The sequence below is a fragment of the Sediminicoccus rosea genome, assembly GCF_033547095.1.
GTDB classification, from domain to species: domain Bacteria; phylum Pseudomonadota; class Alphaproteobacteria; order Acetobacterales; family Acetobacteraceae; genus Roseococcus; species Roseococcus rosea.
Map to the genome: position 1 here is coordinate 1,641,085 of NZ_CP137852.1, position 17,877 is coordinate 1,658,961.

Annotated in this window: 11 protein-coding genes; 9 read left to right on the forward strand and 2 right to left on the reverse strand. The window is 68.7% G+C overall.

What is annotated here, in order from left to right; all coding sequences use genetic code 11:
* Positions 1-51: 51 nt before the first annotated feature.
* Both R9Z33_RS07845 and R9Z33_RS07850 read right to left on the reverse strand, forming a co-directional pair.
* Positions 52-837, reverse strand: coding sequence for a manganese catalase family protein (locus R9Z33_RS07845; protein WP_318650746.1), 786 nt, complete (start codon positions 835-837; stop codon positions 52-54).
* Between the two features lie 63 nt (positions 838-900).
* On the reverse strand, positions 901-1,773 hold the full coding sequence (locus R9Z33_RS07850; protein WP_318650747.1) for a DMT family transporter: 873 nt from the start codon (positions 1,771-1,773) through the stop codon (positions 901-903).
* Between the two features lie 103 nt (positions 1,774-1,876).
* Here R9Z33_RS07850 and R9Z33_RS07855 point away from each other — a divergent pair, with 103 nt between their 5' ends.
* From R9Z33_RS07855 to rpoC, 9 genes are all read left to right on the forward strand, one after another.
* Positions 1,877-2,608: a substrate-binding periplasmic protein gene (locus R9Z33_RS07855; RefSeq protein ID WP_318650748.1), complete on the forward strand. Its 732-nt coding sequence runs from the start codon at positions 1,877-1,879 to the stop codon at positions 2,606-2,608.
* Positions 2,608-4,545, forward strand: coding sequence for a putative bifunctional diguanylate cyclase/phosphodiesterase (locus R9Z33_RS07860; protein ID WP_318650749.1), 1,938 nt, complete (start codon positions 2,608-2,610; stop codon positions 4,543-4,545). The genes R9Z33_RS07855 and R9Z33_RS07860 overlap by 1 nt, the downstream gene beginning before the upstream one ends.
* A gap of 121 nt (positions 4,546-4,666) precedes the next feature.
* Positions 4,667-6,349, forward strand: coding sequence for a HAMP domain-containing methyl-accepting chemotaxis protein (locus R9Z33_RS07865; protein WP_318650750.1), 1,683 nt, complete (start codon positions 4,667-4,669; stop codon positions 6,347-6,349).
* Between the two features lie 307 nt (positions 6,350-6,656).
* Complete coding sequence (gene rplK, locus R9Z33_RS07870) at positions 6,657-7,091, forward strand: 50S ribosomal protein L11 (protein WP_318650751.1); 435 nt, start codon at positions 6,657-6,659, stop codon at positions 7,089-7,091.
* Between the two features lie 2 nt (positions 7,092-7,093).
* Positions 7,094-7,780 carry a 50S ribosomal protein L1 gene (gene rplA / locus R9Z33_RS07875; protein ID WP_318650752.1) on the forward strand — a complete coding sequence of 229 codons (687 nt, stop codon included), beginning with the start codon at positions 7,094-7,096 and terminating at the stop codon, positions 7,778-7,780.
* A gap of 288 nt (positions 7,781-8,068) precedes the next feature.
* Positions 8,069-8,584 carry a 50S ribosomal protein L10 gene (gene rplJ / locus R9Z33_RS07880; RefSeq protein WP_318650753.1) on the forward strand — a complete coding sequence of 172 codons (516 nt, stop codon included), beginning with the start codon at positions 8,069-8,071 and terminating at the stop codon, positions 8,582-8,584.
* A gap of 157 nt (positions 8,585-8,741) precedes the next feature.
* On the forward strand, positions 8,742-9,122 hold the full coding sequence (gene rplL / locus R9Z33_RS07885; RefSeq protein WP_318650754.1) for a 50S ribosomal protein L7/L12: 381 nt from the start codon (positions 8,742-8,744) through the stop codon (positions 9,120-9,122).
* Positions 9,123-9,326: 204 nt separating this feature from the next.
* Complete coding sequence (rpoB, locus tag R9Z33_RS07890) at positions 9,327-13,514, forward strand: DNA-directed RNA polymerase subunit beta (RefSeq protein WP_318650755.1); 4,188 nt, start codon at positions 9,327-9,329, stop codon at positions 13,512-13,514.
* Positions 13,515-13,617: 103 nt separating this feature from the next.
* A complete protein-coding gene (rpoC, locus tag R9Z33_RS07895) occupies positions 13,618-17,799 on the forward strand; it encodes a DNA-directed RNA polymerase subunit beta' (protein ID WP_318650756.1) in 4,182 nt (1,393 codons plus the stop codon).
* Positions 17,800-17,877 lie beyond the last annotated feature (78 nt).

Sequence of the window (17,877 nt, forward strand, 5' to 3'; positions counted from 1 at the left end):
GGCCGGCGCCCCAGACGGGGCGCCGGCCTTTCCGTTATCCGCGCGGCTGGTTCAGCGCGACTTGGCGCGGCGCCCGGGGCTGGCTGCCGCCGCTCCCTGCGGCTTCTCGTCATCCGGATTTGTGAAGGGCGGCGGCTCGCCCAGCGTGATCAGGCTCTCGGGGTCGCCCGTGATGCGCATGCCCGCGCCGACCAGGGCCGGGCCCGGCTCCTCCGCATCCTTCCCGCCCAGCTTCGACATGTTGAAGTAGATGTCCACCGTCTCGTCCGGCGGGACCGTGCCGAAGAGGGGGACGTCCAGCTTGCCCAGGCGGTCCAGCGCCGTCATGAACATCTGCGTGTGGGTGATCTCGCGCGTGTAGAGGAAGTGCAGGGCGCGCAGCGTGCCCTCGTCCGGCGCCATCTTCATCAGCGCCTCGTAGGTCTGCCGGGCGCCGGCCTCGGCCCCGATATTGGCGCGCAGGTCGCGGACGACATTGCCGCCCTCATCCACATAGGCCGCGGTCCAGGCATTGCCGCAGGAATCCAGCAGATGCGGCCCCATGCCGCGCACGGCGAAGAGGGTGGAGCGCCAGGCCTTCTCCTCCACCGCGCCGGAGGAATGCTGCTGGATGATGGCGCCCACCACCTCCAGGTGGCTGAACTCCTCGACGGCGATGTCCTGCAGCATGTCGCGGATGCCGGCATCCTCCACATGGAAGGACTGCACCCAGTATTGCAGCGCGGCCTTCAATTCGCCGGTGGCGCCGCCGAACTGCTCGAGCATGTACTGCGCGAAGACCGGATCGGGGCTGGTGACCTCGACCGGCGTCATCAGGGTCTTGCTGTGGCTGAACATGGGGGGCTCTCCGCCTGGTTGTGGAGACCCAACCATCCCGGTGCCCGCGGGTTGCCGGCCGGATCAGGCCCGCCGCGTCTGGCTCCAGCCGATATAGAGCCCGGCGCCCACGATGATGGCGGCACCCACCCAGGTCACCGCATCGGGGAATTCGCTGAAGAGCAGCCAGCCCACCGCCACCGAGCCGAGCAGCTGGAAATACTGGAAGGGCGAGAGGACATTGGCCGGCGCATAGCCGAAGGCGCGGGCCACGCAGTAATGGCCGAGCGCCCCCAGCATGGCCACGCCGCAGAACAGCCCGACATCGAGCAGCGAGGCCGGGGCGATCCAGACGAAGGGCAGCACCAGGAACATGCCGAAGCCGCCGACGAAGGCGGAGTAGAGGGCCGAGGTCTCGGGCGGGTCGATGCCCGCGATGCGGCGCGTCAGGATCTGATAGAGGCCGTAGGCGGTCGCGCTGATCAGCACGAAGACCGAGGCCCAGTGGAACAGCGCCGTGCCGGGGCGGATCACCACCAGCACGCCCAGGAAGCCGATCAGCAGCGCGATCACCCGCCCGCGCGTGGTGCGCTCGCCCAGCATGGGCCAGGCGAGCACCGCCACGATCAGCGGCGCGGCCAGGCTGATGGCGGCGGCCTTGGCCAGCGGGATGAAGCTGATGGCGTAGAAGAAATTCAGGTTCGAGGTGAACAGCATGGCCGAGCGGAAGAGCTGCAGCCCCGGCCGCCGCGTGCGGAACAGCGAGAGGCCCATGCGCGGCATGAAGAGCGCCGAGAGGAAGAGGATGTGCCCGAAGGCGCGCGCCCAGCTGATCTGCAGCGAGGAATAATCCTGCCCCAGCAGCTTCGCGAAGCCGCCCATCACGGGGAAGAGCAGGCCGGCCGTCAGCATGAAGAGGATGCCGAGCAGGATTCGCGTGGGCGCGGGGGATGACACGCGGGCAGGATGCGGCGCGCGGCGTACGGCGTCCAGACGCGTCAAGCCGGCATTAACCGGGCCGGGTGTTCCCTGCGGCCATCATGTTCCGCAGGAATTCGCCATGCGTCGCCGCGCGCTGATCGGCTCGCCCCTTCTTCTCGCCGCGCCGGCGGTGCAGGCGCGCGGCCTGATCGAGCTGGTGACCACGGAGCAGCGCCCCTATGCCATGGCCGAGGGGCCGGAGCCCGGCTTCGTCCTCACCCTGGTGGCCGAGATCTTCCGGATGGTGGGGCTGCAGGTGGTCTTTCGCTTCCTCCCCGCGCCGGAGGCCGAGGCGCGGGCGGCCGCCAGGCCCGGGACCGCCATCGCGCCCCTGGCCCGGACCCCGGCGCGGGAGGCGCGCTTCCTCTGGGCCGTCGCGCTGTTCGACGACCCCTCCGGCTTCGCCACCCTGCAATTCCCGCCGCCCGGAACGCTGGAGGCGGCCCGGGCGCTGCCCCGCATCGCGGTGGTTCAGGACACGCCGCAGGAGGTGTTCCTGCGGCGCGAAGGGCTGTCGAACCTCGCTCCCTTTCCCCGGCCGGCGCAGGCGCTGGCGGCGCTGCGCGAGCGCGACGTCTCGGCCTGGTTCGGCGCGCTGGCGCCGATGCGCGCGCAGTTGGGGCCGCAGGGGCGGTTTGGCGGCGCCCTCCTGTCGGAGCCGGCCTGGCTCGCGCTGCACCCGGCCAGCAAGGACCTGCTGCTGGATGCGCTGCGTGAGGCGCATGCGGCGCTGGAGGCGGATGGCAGCCTGGCGCAGCTGCTGCGCCCCGCCCTGCACCTCCCCCTCCACCCGCCCTTGGGCACCGGCTGATGGCGCGGGCGGGACGCAGCGCGCTGGATGCGCGGGTGGCCGTGGCCGGCGCCCTCTGCCTCGTGGCGGGGGAGCTGGTGGGCTCCTACCTCGTCTCCCAGGGGATGCTGCACCGGGAGGTGCTGCGCGCGCGCGACGCCGCGACCGCGCAGACCGAGCTGCTGACCGCGATGGCCGCGCCCGCGCTGCGCTTCAACCGGGGCGCCACGCTGGATGCCGCGCTGCTGCCCATCGCCGCGCGCAACCCGGCGCTGATGGCCGCGCGCTTCGAGCGCAGCGACGGCTTCGTCGTGCATGAATGGGCGCGCAGCGATTTTCCCGCGCGCGCCGATTGGTGGCGGGGCGAGGCGGTGCCGGACGAGCCGCGCATCGCTGTCATCTCCCGCACCGCGATCGGCGCGGATGGCGCGCTGGTGGGGCGCGTCAGCATCGCCTGGGACCAGAGGCCGGTCTTCGCGGAGGCCTCGACGCAATTCTGGACGGTGGGGACGATCTCGGTCGGCGTCAGCCTGGCGCTGGGCGCGCTCGGCATGCAGCTGCTGCGCCGCCGCCTGCGCCGCTTCCGCCTCGCCGAGGAAGCCACGCGCGACCTCGCGATGCGCGACCCGCTCACCGGCATCCGCAACCGGCGCGGCCTGACCGAGGCGCTGGAGAGCGAGGAATTCGCCGAGGCCTGGAGTTCGGGCGCGCCCATCATGCTGGCGCTGGCCGATCTCGACGGCTTCAAGCCGGTGAACGACACCTATGGCCATGCGGCGGGCGACGAGCTGCTGAAGCAGATCGCGCACCGCCTGGATTGCGAAGTGGCGCGCCAGGGCATCGCGGCGCGGCTCGGCGGCGATGAATTCGCGCTGATGCTCCTGCTCGACCCGGCCGATCCCGAAGGGGCGGCCGAGGATGCCGCGCGCCGCCTGATGGGGGTGGTGCGCGTGCCCTTCACCCTGAACCCAGATGGCACCGCGGCGGGCGGCGGCACGGTGCAGGTGCGCGTCGGGCTCAGCCTCGGCGTCGCCCTGGCGCCCGGGGATGCGGCCGATGCGGAGGAGCTGATGCGCCGCGCCGATTCCGCCCTCTACCGCGCCAAGGCGGAGGGGCGCGGCCGCTTTCGCCGCTTCACGCCGGAGATGGACCCGCGGCTGGGCAAGCGGCGCGGCGCGATGCGGCTGGAGGCCGAGCTGCGCGAGGCGCTCGCCCAGGATGCCCTGACCTGCCACTACCAGCCGATCCGCCTGCTCGCCTCAGGCGGGCTGCTCGGCTTCGAGGCGCTGGCCCGCTGGCCGCACGCCACGCGCGGCTTCGTCTCGCCCACCGAATTCATTCCGATCGCGGAGGCGGCGGGGCTGATCGTGCCGCTGACGCACCACCTGCTGCGAATGGCCTGCCGAGATGCGGCGGCCTGGCCGCAGCCGGCGACGCTCTCCTTCAACCTTTCGCCCCTGCACCTGACCGAGTCCGACCTGCCGCGCCAAGTGGCGCAGGTCCTCGAGGAGACGGGTCTGCCGCCCGGCCGCCTCCAGCTCGAACTGACCGAGGGCGCGCTGCTCGGCGACCTGCGCCAGGGCCATGCGATGCTTTCGGAGCTGAAGGCGATGGGCGTGCGGCTCGCGCTGGATGATTTCGGCACCGGGCATTCCGGCCTGCGGGAACTCCAGGCGCTGCCCTTCGACGTGATCAAGGTGGATGCGGGCTTCGTCCGCGCCATGGCCTCCGATGCCGGGGCGCGGAAGATCGTGGCGGCCATCATCGGCCTGGGCGAGAGCCTGGGCCTGCCCGTGGTGGCGGAAGGCATCGAGGAGGAACTGGATGTGGAGTTCCTGACGCGGCTGGGCTGCGACATGGGGCAGGGTTGGCTGCTTGGGCGGCCCGTCCCGGCCGGGCAGGTGGCGGCGCTCATGCAGGGCGCGGCCCGGGCGGCGGGGCGGCTGGACGCCGCCTGATGCGGCCGAGCCGGCAAGGCGCGGAGCTGCGGGCCGGCGCTGGGCCGTGAAGGCTCGGGTAAGCTCTTGAGCGTAGAAGCGCCGGGATTCCGCATCCTTCCGAAACAGGAGCCGCCCCGGCATGTCATTCCGTCGTCTCTCCCTCGCGAACAAGCTGCGCGCCGGCCTGGGGGGCCTGCTCCTCCTGGTCACCCTGCTGGCGGGCGTGGCCTTGTATGTGATGCGCGACATGAATCATCGCGCGGTGGACATCCAGACCAACTGGCTGCCCTCGGTGGTGGCGGTCGCCGGGCTCAACACCGCGGTGCTGGATCTCCGGCGCGGGGAGCTCTCGGCCTTCACGCGCAGCGACGCCGCGGACCGCGCGCGCGTCCTGGAGACGCTTCCCGCGCTGGTTTCGCGGATCGGGGCGAGTCTCGAGGCCTACCGGCCGCTGCTGGCGCATCCCGAGGAATTCCGGATCTTCCCCGGCGTCGAACGCAGCCTGCAGGACTATCTGAACGGCCACCGGCAGATGCGCGAGGCCCTGGCGGCGGGCGACATCGCGCGCGCGACTGCACTTCTCGGCGAGGGGCGCGCGGCGGTGGACCGCGCCCTCCAGGGGCTGCAGGAACTGGTGCGGATCAACGCCCGCGAGGCCGGCGCCGCGGCGGACCGAGCCTCCGCCGCGGCCAGCCTGGGCCGCACCTTGCTGGTCATCGTGTTCGCCGGGATCTTCGCGGCGGGCGTGGCCATCGCCGTGCTGACGGCGCGCACCATCACGGGCCGCGTCATGAACATCTCCGCGGCGCTGGACCGGCTTTCGCGGCGGGACTACGCCTTCGAGCTGAAGGAAGTGGCCGACCAGGACGAGCTCGGCCACATGGCGCGGGCACTCGACACCTGCCGGGACGGGCTGAAGGAGGCGGACCGCCTGGCCGAGGCCGCGGCGGCCGAGGCGCGCGCCCAGGCCGAGCGCACCGCCCGCGTGGATCAGCTGGTGCAGGGCTTCGAGGCGCAGGCGAGCGAGGCGCTCAGCACCGTGTCCAGCGCGGCGACGGAGCTTTCCGCCACTGCCGTCGCCCTGTCGGAGACGGCGGGGGAGGGGACGCGGCAGGCCACGGCGGTCGCTTCCTCGGCCGGCCAGACCAGCGCCAATGTCCAGACGGTCGCCGCCTCCTCCGAGGAGCTGGCCAGCTCCATCGCGGAGGTGGCGCGCCAGGTGCGGCACACCGCCTCCATCACCGGGCGCGCCACCGAGGCGGCGCGCGAGACGGACAATACGGTGCGCGGCCTGGCGGAGGCGGCGGCGAAGATCGGTGATGTCGTGCGCCTGATCAGCGACATTGCGGGGCAGACCAACCTGCTGGCGCTGAACGCGACGATCGAAGCGGCGCGCGCGGGGGATGCTGGCAAGGGCTTCGCCGTGGTGGCGAGCGAGGTGAAGAGCCTGGCCGGCCAGACGGCGCGGGCGACCGAGCAGATCAGCCAGCAGATCGCCGCCATGCAGGCCGAGACGACGCGCACGGTGGAGGCGATCGCCGGCATCGGCCGCACCATCGAGGAGCTGAACGAGACGACGGCGCAGGTGGCCGCCGCCTCCGAGCAGCAGGCCGCGGCGACCCTGGAGATCGGGCGCGCCGTGGCGGAGGCGGCGCAAGGCGCCGAGGAGGCATCGCGCGGCGCGGCGGGGATGATGGATGGGGCGGAGCGGACCGGCGGCTCGGCCCGGGATGTGCAGGGCGCCTCGGCCGAACTGGCGCAGCAATCCGAGCGGCTTCGCGCCCAGGTGGATGGCTTCCTGCGGGATATCCGCGCCGCCTAGGGCATGGCCCGCCGCGGTGGAAACGCCGGGGCGGTCGGTCATTCTCTTATCGGGGCTGGACCGTGATCCGGTGATGGCGGATCACGGTCCGCGGCCGGTCTGCATCTTCCGCATGGCAGATGCGGCCGGATCCTGCGGGAAAGCGCCGAAACGGGGTGGACAGACGGGCTCCGGCATTCTACACGCCGCGCTTCCGGTGGGAGGCATGCGCTTCCCGGCCGCAGGGAAACGCGGGAGGTCGGGAGCGTGACTTGGCTCCAGGCCGGTGGGACCGCGGGTCTCTCCACATCGAGAGGACTGGATTGTCATGGCTAAGAAGATCGCCGGCTACATCAAGCTGCAGGTGCCCGCCGGCAAGGCGAACCCCTCGCCGCCCATCGGCCCCGCGCTGGGTCAGCGCGGCCTGAACATCATGCAGTTCGTGAAGGAATTCAACGCGGCGACGCAACAGATGGAGCCGGGCACGCCGACGCCCGTGGTCATCACCGCATATACCGACCGCAGCTTCTCCTTCGTCACGAAGACGCCGCCGAACACCTACTTCCTGAAGCGCGCCGCCAAGATCGAGAAGGGCAGCACCACCCCGGGCAAGGGCGCCATGGTGGGCCGCGTCACGAAGTCGCAGCTGGTCGAGATCGCCCAGGTGAAGATGAAGGACATGAATTGCACCGACGTCGAGAGCGCGGTGCGGATGCTGGCGGGCTCGGCCCGCTCCATGGGCATGACCGTGGTGGAGGGCTGAACATGAGCAAGCGCATGAAGGCCCTCGCGGCCACCGTTACGCCGAACAAGGCCTATCCGCTGAACGAGGCGATCGCGCTGGCCAAGGCCAATGCCAAGGCCAAGTTCGACGAGACCATCGAGATCTCGATGAACCTCGGCATCGATCCCCGCCATGCCGACCAGATGGTCCGTGGCGTGGTCGGCCTGCCGAACGGCACCGGCAAGACGGTCCGCGTGGGCGTCTTCGCCCGCGGCCCGAAGGCCGAGGAAGCCAAGGCCGCCGGCGCCGACGTGGTGGGCGCCGATGACCTCGCCGCCCTGGTGCAGGAAGGCAAGATCGACTTCGACCGCTGCATCGCGACGCCGGACATGATGGCCCTGGTGGGTCGCCTCGGTAAGGTGCTGGGCCCGCGCGGCCTGATGCCGAACCCGAAGCTCGGCACCGTGACCATGGACGTGAAGGGCGCGGTCACCGCCGCCAAGGCCGGCCAGGTGGAGTTCCGCGCCGAGAAGGCCGGCATCATCCATGCCGGCATCGGCAAGGCGAGCTTCGGCGAGGAGGCCCTGCTGGCCAATGCCCGCGCCTTCGTGGACGCCATCCAAAAGTCCCGCCCGACCGGCGCGAAGGGCACCTTCGTGAAAAAGGTCGCCGTCTCGTCCACCATGGGCGTCGGCGTGAGCGTGGATGTGACCAGCCTCAACGGCTGATGGAATTCGCCCCGGCCTTGGCCGGGGCGCGCAGGGGGTGGGCCTTCGGGCCCGCCGCCGCACCTGTCGGAGATTGCAGGCGCCTGACCCCGGTCAGGCTTAATGGGCCGAGGCCCGCCCGCATGAGACGGGGAACCGAGATTCTCCCGCCCGGGCCATGGCCCGGGTCGGAATGGCTTGGCTTTCCGGCGACGACAGGCGAACGGGGCAGGGGGATGGTCCCCTTGCCCCCGTGTGAACCGGTCGAAGCCCTTCCACAAGGCTCCGACCACCGACGGAGACGTGACGTTGGATCGTACGGAAAAGCGCGCCTTCGTTGACTCGATGGCCGAAGTCTTCGCGCAGACGTCGTTCGTGCTCGTGGCCCAGAACAAGGGTCTCACGGTCGCGGCGGTGGATGATCTGCGGCGGAAGATGAAGGCTGCCGGGGCAACGTACAAGGTTGCGAAGAACCGGCTGGCCAGTCGCGCCCTCGACGGCACCCGTTTCCAGGGCATCTCGCCGCTGCTGAAGGGCCCGACCGCGCTTGCGTGGTCGGCCGACCCGGTGGCCGTGGCGAAGACCGCCGTGGAGTTCGCCAAGGGGAACGACAAGTTCGTGATCCTGGGCGGGGCGCTTGGCACCCAGAACCTGAACGCCGATGGCGTGAAGGCGCTGGCCGAGCTTCCCTCGCTCGACACGCTGCGCGCATCGCTGCTGGGTCTGATCCAGACCCCCGCGACGCGCATTGCCGGGGTGGTTCAAGCCCCCGCAGGGCAGCTGGCACGGGTGCTGAAGGCATATGCGGACAAGGAAGCCGCCTGAGGCGGGCTGCCGGCGGACCTAGGGTCCGGCGGCGGGATGCCAAGCGGCGGTGGGTCTGCAGAGGGACCGATCAGCTTTCCACTATTCTGGCCCTGCCACGATGTCGCGGTGGGGTTGTCAAGCCACAGTCAAGCCATTAGTTAGAAGGAACACGAATATGGCCGATCTTGCAAAGCTCGTTGACGAGCTGTCCGCGCTGACCGTCCTGGAGGCCGCCGAGCTCTCCAAGATGCTCGAAGAGAAGTGGGGCGTCTCCGCCGCCGCGCCGGTGGCGGTTGCCGCCGTGGCCGGCCCGGCTGCCGCCGCCGCTGCTCCTGCCGAGGCGCAGACCGAGTTCACGGTGACCCTTGCCGCCGCCGGCGACAAGAAGATCAACGTGATCAAGGAGATCCGCACCATCACCGGCCTGGGCCTCAAGGAAGCCAAGGACCTGGTCGAGGGCGCGCCGAAGGTCGTCAAGGAGAACGTCTCCAAGGACGAGGCGGACAAGATCAAGAAGGTTCTCGAAGAGAACGGCGCGACCGTCGAGGTCAAGTAAGGTCGCGCGGTACGCGTTTCACGGTTCGCGCCGGGGCTTCGGCCCTGGCGCGGATCGGATTGATACCAAGTCGGGATGGGCGGCAATCGGGCCCGATTGCCGCCCCTCTCGCCGTTTCAGGGGCAGGGTGCCACTGGAATGCTGGCGGATGATTTTGCCGGCGCTGGGATTGCCCAGTCGCCAGGATAAGGAAGCGGGACAGGCATGAACGCTATCAGCAAGTCGTTCACGGCACGCAAGCGCATTCGCAAGAGCTTCGGCAGGCTGCCCGAGGTTGCGCCCATGCCCAACCTGATCGATGTGCAGCGTGCCTCCTATGCGTTCTTCCTGCAAATGGAAACGCATCCGGACAGCCGGACCAACACCGGCCTCCAGGAGGTGTTCAAGTCCGTCTTCCCGATCAATGATTTCGCGGGCCGCGGCCGACTCGAGTTCGTCCAGTACGAGCTGGAGGAGCCGAAGTATGACGTGGAAGAGTGCATCGCGCGCGGCCTGACCTTCGCCGCCCCGCTCAAGGTGAAGCTGCGCCTGATCGTCTGGGACCTGGACGAGGACACCGGCGCCCGCTCCGTCCGCGACATCAAGGAGCAGGATGTCTACATGGGCGACATGCCGCTCATGACGGACAACGGCACCTTCATCATCAACGGCACCGAGCGTGTCATCGTCAGCCAGATGCACCGCAGCCCGGGCGTCTTCTTCGACCATGACAAGGGCAAGACGCACAGCAGCGGCAAGTACCTGTTCGCCGCGCGCGTCATCCCCTATCGCGGTTCCTGGCTCGACTTCGAGTTCGACGCCAAGGACATCTGCTATGTCCGCATCGACCGCAAGCGCAAGCTGCCGGCCAGCACGCTGCTGCTGGCACTCGACAGCGAGGCGACCGAGGCGAAGCGCGCCGAGCGCGCCGCCCAGGGCCTGGAGATGGAGCCCTCCGAGATCCGCGGCATGGACGCGGAGGAGATCCTGGCGGCCTTCTACGGCCAGGTGGAGTTCAGGCGCGGCCCCAAGGGCTGGTCGCGCGCCTTCGACCCCGAGAGCTTCCGCGGCATCAAGCTGCTCGAGCCGCTGGTGGACGCCAAGACCGGCGCCGTGGTGGCCGAGAAGGACGTGAAGATGACGCCGCGCGCGGCGCGCAAGATCGTCGAGGCTGGCACGACCGAAGTGCTGGTCGGCCGCACCGACCTGCTGGGCCGCTTTGTCGCCGTGGACCTCGTGAACATGGAGACCGGCGAGATCTGGGCCGAGGCCGGCGAGGAGCTGACCGAAGCCAAGCTCGCCGCCATCGAGGATGCCGGCATTGACGTGCTGCCCACGCTGGCCGTTGACCAGACGGTCGGCCCCTGGATGCGCAACACGCTGTCGGTCGACAAGAACACCAACCGCGACGAAGCGCTGATGGACATCTACCGGGTGATGCGCCCGGGCGAGCCGCCGACGCCGGAGACGGCCGAGGCGCTGTTCAAGGGCCTGTTCTTCGACGCCGACCGCTATGACCTCTCGGCCGTGGGTCGGGTGAAGATGAACATGCGCCTCGGCTTCTCGCTCGAGGAAGCGCCGGACCATCTCCGCACCCTGCGCAAGCAGGACATCGTCGCCACCATGCGCGTCCTGATGGACCTGAAGGATGGCCGCGGCTCGATCGACGACATCGACAATCTCGGCAACCGCCGCGTGCGTTCGGTCGGCGAGCTGATGGAGAACCAGTACCGCGTCGGCCTGCTGCGCATGGACCGCGCGATCAAGGAGCGCATGGGCGCGGTGGATATCGACACCGTCATGCCGCATGACCTGATCAACGCGAAGCCGGCCGCTGCCGCCGTGCGCGAGTTCTTCGGCTCCTCGCAGCTGTCGCAGTTCATGGACCAGACCAACCCGCTTTCCGAGGTGACGCACAAGCGCCGCCTCTCGGCGCTTGGCCCAGGCGGTCTGACGCGCGAGCGCGCGGGCTTTGAGGTGCGCGACGTGCACCCGACGCATTACGGCCGCATCTGCCCGATCGAGACGCCGGAAGGCCCGAACATCGGCCTGATCAACTCGCTCGCCACCTTCGCGCGGGTGAACAAGTACGGCTTCATCGAGACGCCCTACCGCCTGGTGAAGGACGGCAAGATCACCGGCGAGCCGCGCTACCTCTCCGCCATGGAGGAGGAGAAGCTGGTCGTGGCCCAGGCCGACGCGCATGTGGATGCCGGCACGGGCGAGTTCCTGAGCGACCTCGTCTCCGTCCGCCAGGGCGGCGATTTCCGCCTGGTGAAGCCGAACGAAGTCACCGCCATCGACGTCTCGCCGAAGCAGCTCGTTTCGGTCGCCGCGGCCCTCATTCCCTTCCTGGAGAATGACGACGCGAACCGCGCGCTGATGGGCTCGAACATGCAGCGCCAGGCGGTGCCGCTGATCCGCGCCGATGCGCCGCTCGTCGGCACCGGCATGGAAGCCGCGGTGGCGCAGGATTCGGGTGCTGCGATCTCCGCGCGCCGCGACGGCATCGTGGACTCGATCGACGGCGCGCGCATCGTCGTGCGCGCGACCAATGACGAAGGGCAGACGGCGGGTGTCGACATCTACCGCCTGCGGAAGTTCCAGCGCTCCAACCAGAGCACCTGCATCAACCAGCGCCCGCTGGTGAAGGTGGGTGACCGCGTGACGGCCGGCGAGATCATCGCCGACGGCCCGTCCACGGAGCTGGGCGAGCTGGCGCTGGGCCGCAACGTGCTCTGCGCCTTCATGCCCTGGAACGGCTACAACTTCGAAGACTCCATCCTGATCAGCGAGCGCATCGCGCGCGATGACGTGTTCACCTCCATCCACATCGAGGAATTCGAGGTGATGGCGCGCGACACGAAGCTGGGCCAGGAGGAGATCAGCCGCGACATCCCGAATGTCGGTGAGGAGGCGCTGCGCAACCTCGACGAGGCGGGCATCGTCTATGTCGGCGCCGAGGTGCATCCGGGCGACATCCTGGTCGGCAAGGTGACGCCGAAGGGCGAGAGCCCGATGACGCCGGAAGAGAAGCTGCTGCGCGCCATCTTCGGCGAGAAGGCGTCGGACGTTCGCGACACCTCGCTGAAGCTGCCGCCGGGCGTCTCGGGCACCATCGTCGATGTGCGCGTCTTCTCCCGCCGCGGCGTGGACAAGGATGAGCGCGCCATGGCGATCGAGCGCGCCGAGATCGAGCGCCTGGCCAAGGACCGCGACGATGAGCGCGCGATCCAGGAGCGCTCCTTCTATGGCCGTCTGCGCGAGCGGCTGCTGAACAAGAAGGCCTCGGGCGGCTTCAAGGGTGTGAAGGCGGGGACGCCGATCACCGATGAGGTGCTGGACCAGTTCGCCAAGTCCACCTGGCGGCAGATCGCCGTCACGGATGACGCGGCGATGGTCGAGATCGAGGCGCTGAAGCGCGAGTTCGACGCCGCCGTGGAGCGCCTGCAGAAGCGCTTCGAGAGCAAGGTCGAGAAGCTGCAGCGCGGCGACGAGCTGCCGCCCGGCGTGATGAAGATGGTCAAGGTCTTCGTCGCGGTGAAGCGCAAGCTGCAGCCGGGCGACAAGATGGCCGGCCGCCACGGCAACAAGGGCGTGGTCTCCCGCGTCGTGCCGATCGAGGACATGCCCTTCCTGGAGGATGGCACCTCGGTGGATCTGGTGCTGAACCCGCTGGGCGTGCCCTCGCGCATGAATATCGGCCAGATCCTCGAGACGCACCTCGGCTGGGCCTGCGCCAATATCGGCCGCGAGGTGGGGCAGCTGGTGGATGATTTCCGCCGCTCCTCCGCCGTGCGCGACGAACTGCTGGAGAAGCTGAAGGACGTCTACGGCGACGAGATCTTCGAGCGTGACATCCTGCCCATGAGCGAAGAGCAGCTCATGGAGCTGGCGGACAACCTGAAGAAGGGCATCCCCATCGCGACGCCCGTCTTCGACGGTGCCCGCATCTCGGACATCGAGAACATGCTGACCAAGGCGGGGCTCGACACCTCCGGCCAGATGCAGCTGATCGATGGCCGCACGGGCGAGCTCTTCGAGCGCAAGGTGACGGTGGGCTACATCTACATGCTCAAGCTGCACCACCTGGTGGATGACAAGATCCACGCGCGTTCGATCGGCCCCTACTCGCTGGTCACGCAGCAGCCGCTGGGCGGCAAGGCGCAGTTCGGTGGCCAGCGCTTCGGCGAGATGGAGGTCTGGGCGCTGGAAGCCTATGGCGCCGCCTATACGCTGCAGGAGATGCTGACGGTGAAGTCGGACGACGTGTCCGGCCGCACCAAGGTCTACGAGGCGATCGTCCGCGATCAGGACAGCTTCGAGGCCGGCATCCCCGAGAGCTTCAACGTGCTGGTCAAGGAGCTGAAGAGCCTCGGCCTGAATGTGGACCTGGAGAACCGGGGCCCCTGATCCGGGGCTGGCCAGACCAATACGGTGACCCCGGGGCAGGGGTCACCGCGACGAAATTCCCCTTCAAGGCCTGGTGCGCGCACCGGGAAGAGAGCGAGGCGGCATGAACGAGTTGATGAAGATCCTGGGCCAGACGGGCCAGGCGATGACCTTCGACCAGATCAAGATCTCCATGGCGTCGCCGGAGCAGATCCGCTCCTGGTCCTATGGCGAGATCAAGAAGCCGGAGACCATCAACTACCGCACCTTCAAGCCGGAGCGGGACGGCCTGTTCTGCGCCCGCATCTTCGGCCCGATCAAGGACTACGAGTGCCTGTGCGGCAAGTACAAGCGGATGAAGTTCCGCGGCATCGTCTGCGAGAAGTGCGGCGTGGAAGTGACGCTTGCCAAGGTCCGGCGCGAGCGCATGGGCCATATCGAGCTGGCCGCGCCCGTGGCCCACATCTGGTTCCTGAAGAGCCTGCCGAGCCGCGTCGGCCTCATGGTCGATATGAGCCTGAAGGAGCTGGAGAAGGTCCTCTACTTCGAGAGCTATGTGGTGCTGGAGCCGGGTCTGACGGACCTGAAGCTGCACCAGCTGCTGACCGAGGACCAGTTCGTCACCAAGCAGGATGAGTTCGGCGAGGACGCCTTCCGCGTCGGCATCGGCGCCGAGGCCGTCAAGGAAATCCTGCATGGGATGGACATGGGCAAGGACGCCACGCGTCTGCGCGCCGAGCTGAAGGAGACGACCTCCGAGGCCAAGCGCAAGAAGCTGGTGAAGCGCCTGAAGCTGATCGAGGCCTTCTCGGAGTCGGGCGCGCGTCCGGAGTGGATGATCCTCGACGTCGTGCCGGTGATCCCGCCCGAGCTGCGCCCGCTGGTGCCGCTGGATGGTGGCCGCTTCGCGACCTCCGACCTGAATGACCTGTATCGCCGCGTCATCAACCGCAACAACCGCCTGAAGCGCCTGATCGAGCTGCGCGCGCCGGACATCATCGTGCGCAACGAGAAGCGCATGCTGCAGGAATCGGTGGATGCGCTGTTCGACAACGGCCGTCGCGGCCGTGCGATCACGGGTGCGAACAAGCGCCCGCTCAAGTCGCTCTCCGACATGCTGAAGGGCAAGCAGGGCCGCTTCCGCCAGAACCTGCTCGGCAAGCGCGTGGACTACTCGGGCCGTTCGGTCATCGTGGTGGGTCCGGAGCTGAAGCTGCACCAGTGCGGCCTGCCGAAGAAGATGGCGCTGGAGCTGTTCAAGCCCTTCATCTACTCGAAGCTCGAGAAGTACGGCCACGCCTCCACCATCAAGCAGGCCAAGCGCATGGTGGAAAAGGAGCGTCCCGAGGTGTGGGACATCCTGGAGGAGGTGATCCGCGAACACCCGGTTCTGCTGAACCGCGCGCCGACGCTGCACCGCCTGGGCATCCAGGCCTTCGAGCCCGTGCTGGTCGAGGGCAAGGCGATCCAGCTGCATCCGCTGGTCTGCACCGCCTTCAACGCCGACTTCGACGGCGACCAGATGGCCGTGCACGTCCCGCTGTCGCTTGAGGCACAGCTGGAAGCGCGCGTGCTGATGATGTCCACCAACAACATCCTCAGCCCCGCCAACGGCAAGCCCATCATCGTGCCGAGCCAGGACATCGTGCTCGGCCTCTATTATCTCAGCCTGGACACGCCCGAGTTCCGCGTGGCCGAGGACGACAAGGCGCCGCTGATCGGCGACATCGGGGAGATCGAGCACGCCCTCGAAGTGAAGGCGCTGACGATCCACACCAAGATCCGCACCCGCCGCGCCACGGTGGACCCGGACGGCAAGCCGATCGTCGAGCGCGTGGTGACCACGCCGGGCCGCATGCTGATGGGCGCGCTGCTGCCCAAGCACCCGCAGCTGCCCTTCTCGCTGATCAACCGCCTGCTGACGAAGAAGTCCATTTCGGACGTGATCGACGCCGTGTACCGCCATTGCGGCCAGAAGGAATCGGTGATCTTCGCCGACCGCCTGATGGGCCTCGGCTTCAAGCACGCGGCGAAGGCTGGCATCTCCTTCGGCAAGAACGACATGATGATCCCGGCCGAGAAGGAGGGCTTCATCGCCTCCACCAAGGCCGAGGTGAAGGAGTTCGAGCAGCAGTACCTGGACGGCCTGATCACCTCGGGCGAGCGCTACAACAAGGTGGTGGACGCCTGGTCGCGCTGCACGGACGAGGTGGCGAAGGCCATGATGGCCGAGATCCAGAAGCAGGAAATCGGCAAGCCGACCAACTCCGTCTGGATGATGTCGCACTCCGGCGCGCGTGGATCGCCCGCGCAGATGCGCCAGCTGGCCGGCATGCGCGGACTCATGGCGAAGCCCTCCGGCGAGATCATCGAGCAGCCGATCATCTCGAACTTCAAGGAAGGCCTCACCGTGCTGGAGTACTTCAACTCCACCCACGGCGCGCGCAAGGGCCTGGCCGACACCGCGCTGAAGACGGCGAACTCCGGCTACCTGACGCGCCGTCTCGTGGACGTGGCGCAGGACTGCATCATCATGGAGGATGATTGCGGCACCGAGCGTGGCCTCAACGTGCGCGCCATCATGGATGGCGGTGACGTGGTCTCCTCGCTGAGCGAGCGGATCCTCGGCCGCACCACGCAGGAAGATGTGCTGGACCCGGCGACGGGCGAGGTCATCATCGCGAAGAACATGCTGGTCGAGGAAGCCGATGCTGAGCGCATCGAGAAGGCCGGCGTCGAGGCGGTGAAGATCCGCTCGGTGCTGACCTGCGACTCGCTCCAGGGCGTCTGCGGCAAGTGCTACGGGCGTGATCTCGCGCGCGGCACGCCGGTGAACATGGGCGAGGCGGTGGGCGTCATCGCCGCGCAGTCCATCGGCGAGCCGGGCACGCAGCTCACCATGCGCACCTTCCACATCGGCGGTGCGGCGCAGCGTGGCGCCGAGCAGTCGGCAGTGGAGGCGACGGTCGAGTCGACGGCCAAGCTGCACAACCTCTCGCTGGTGACCAACTCCTCGGGCGCGCCCATCGTGATGAGCCGCAACTGCGAGGTGGGCCTGATCGACGCCAATGGCCGTGAGCGCGCGCGCTTCCGGGTGCCCTATGGCGCGAAGATGCTGGTGACCGACGGCACGAAGGTCGAGCGCGGCCAGAAGCTGGCCGAGTGGGACCCCTTCACCCTGCCGATCATCACCGAGCGCGAGGGCAAGGTCGAATACCAGGACCTGATCGAGGGCGTGACGCTGGTGGAGCGCACGGACGACGTGACGGGCCTGACCTCCAAGGTGGTGGTGGACTACAAGGCCTCCGCCAAGTCGGCCGATCTTCGCCCGCGCATCGTGATGAAGGATGCCCGCGGCGAGGTGATGAAGCTGCCGAACGGCGCCGAGGCCCGCTACTTCCTCAGCCCCGACACGGTGCTGAGCGTGGACAATGGCGCGACCGTGGAAGCGGGCGACGTGGTGGCCCGCATGCCGCGCGAATCGTCGAAGACGCGTGACATCACCGGCGGTCTGCCCCGCGTGGCCGAGCTGTTCGAGGCCCGCCGCCCGAAGGATGCCGCGATCATCAGCGACATCGACGGGCGCGTGGAGTTCGGCAAGGACTACAAGGCCAAGCGCCGCGTGATCGTGAAGAGCGAGCCGATGGGCGATGAGCCGCCGATCGAGCGCGAATACCTGGTGCCGAAGGGCAAGCACGTCTCGGTGCAGGAAGGCGACTACGTGAAGGCCGGCGACCCGCTGGTGGACGGCCCCCGCGTGCCGCACGACATCCTGCGCGTGTTGGGTGTGGAAGCGCTCGCCAACTACCTGGTGAACGAGATCCAGGACGTCTACCGACTGCAGGGCGTGAAGATCAACGACAAGCACATCGAGGTGATCGTTCGCCAGATGCTGCAGAAGGTCGAGATCCTCGAGCCGGGCGACACGACCTATCTGATCGGCGAGCAGGTGGACCGCTTCGAGTTCGATGCGGAGAACGAGAAGCGCCTGAAGCTGGGCGAGCGCCCGGCCCGGGCGGAGCCGGTGCTGCAGGGCATCACCAAGGCCTCGCTGCAGACGCAGAGCTTCATCTCGGCGGCCTCCTTCCAGGAGACGACCCGTGTGCTCACCGAGGCGGCGACTGCCGGCAAGGTGGACAGCCTGGGCGGCCTGAAGGAGAACGTGATCGTGGGCCGCCTGATCCCGGCGGGAACGGGCTCCGTGATGAACCGACTGAAGGTGTTGGCCGCGCGCCGGGACAGCGGGCGCCTGCCCGCCACGCCCGCGCTGGCCGAGCCGGATACGAGCCCCGCGGCCGCCGAATAGCGGCATGCGGAAAACCCTTGGCCCGCGCGTGGCCAAGGGCGCCCTGGCACGGGGGAATCGCCCCCGCGTCGCTTGACT

Coding starts and splice junctions, on each gene's coding strand:
- R9Z33_RS07855 (WP_318650748.1), top strand. CDS start 1,877: ATGCGTCGCCGCGCGCTGATCGGCTCGCCCCTTCTTCTCGCCGCGCCG.
- rplK (WP_318650751.1), top strand. CDS start 6,657: ATGGCTAAGAAGATCGCCGGCTACATCAAGCTGCAGGTGCCCGCCGGC.
- R9Z33_RS07845 (WP_318650746.1), bottom strand. CDS start 837: ATGTTCAGCCACAGCAAGACCCTGATGACGCCGGTCGAGGTCACCAGC.
- rpoC (WP_318650756.1), top strand. CDS start 13,618: ATGAACGAGTTGATGAAGATCCTGGGCCAGACGGGCCAGGCGATGACC.
- rplA (WP_318650752.1), top strand. CDS start 7,094: ATGAGCAAGCGCATGAAGGCCCTCGCGGCCACCGTTACGCCGAACAAG.
- rpoB (WP_318650755.1), top strand. CDS start 9,327: ATGAACGCTATCAGCAAGTCGTTCACGGCACGCAAGCGCATTCGCAAG.
- rplL (WP_318650754.1), top strand. CDS start 8,742: ATGGCCGATCTTGCAAAGCTCGTTGACGAGCTGTCCGCGCTGACCGTC.
- R9Z33_RS07860 (WP_318650749.1), top strand. CDS start 2,608: ATGGCGCGGGCGGGACGCAGCGCGCTGGATGCGCGGGTGGCCGTGGCC.
- R9Z33_RS07865 (WP_318650750.1), top strand. CDS start 4,667: ATGTCATTCCGTCGTCTCTCCCTCGCGAACAAGCTGCGCGCCGGCCTG.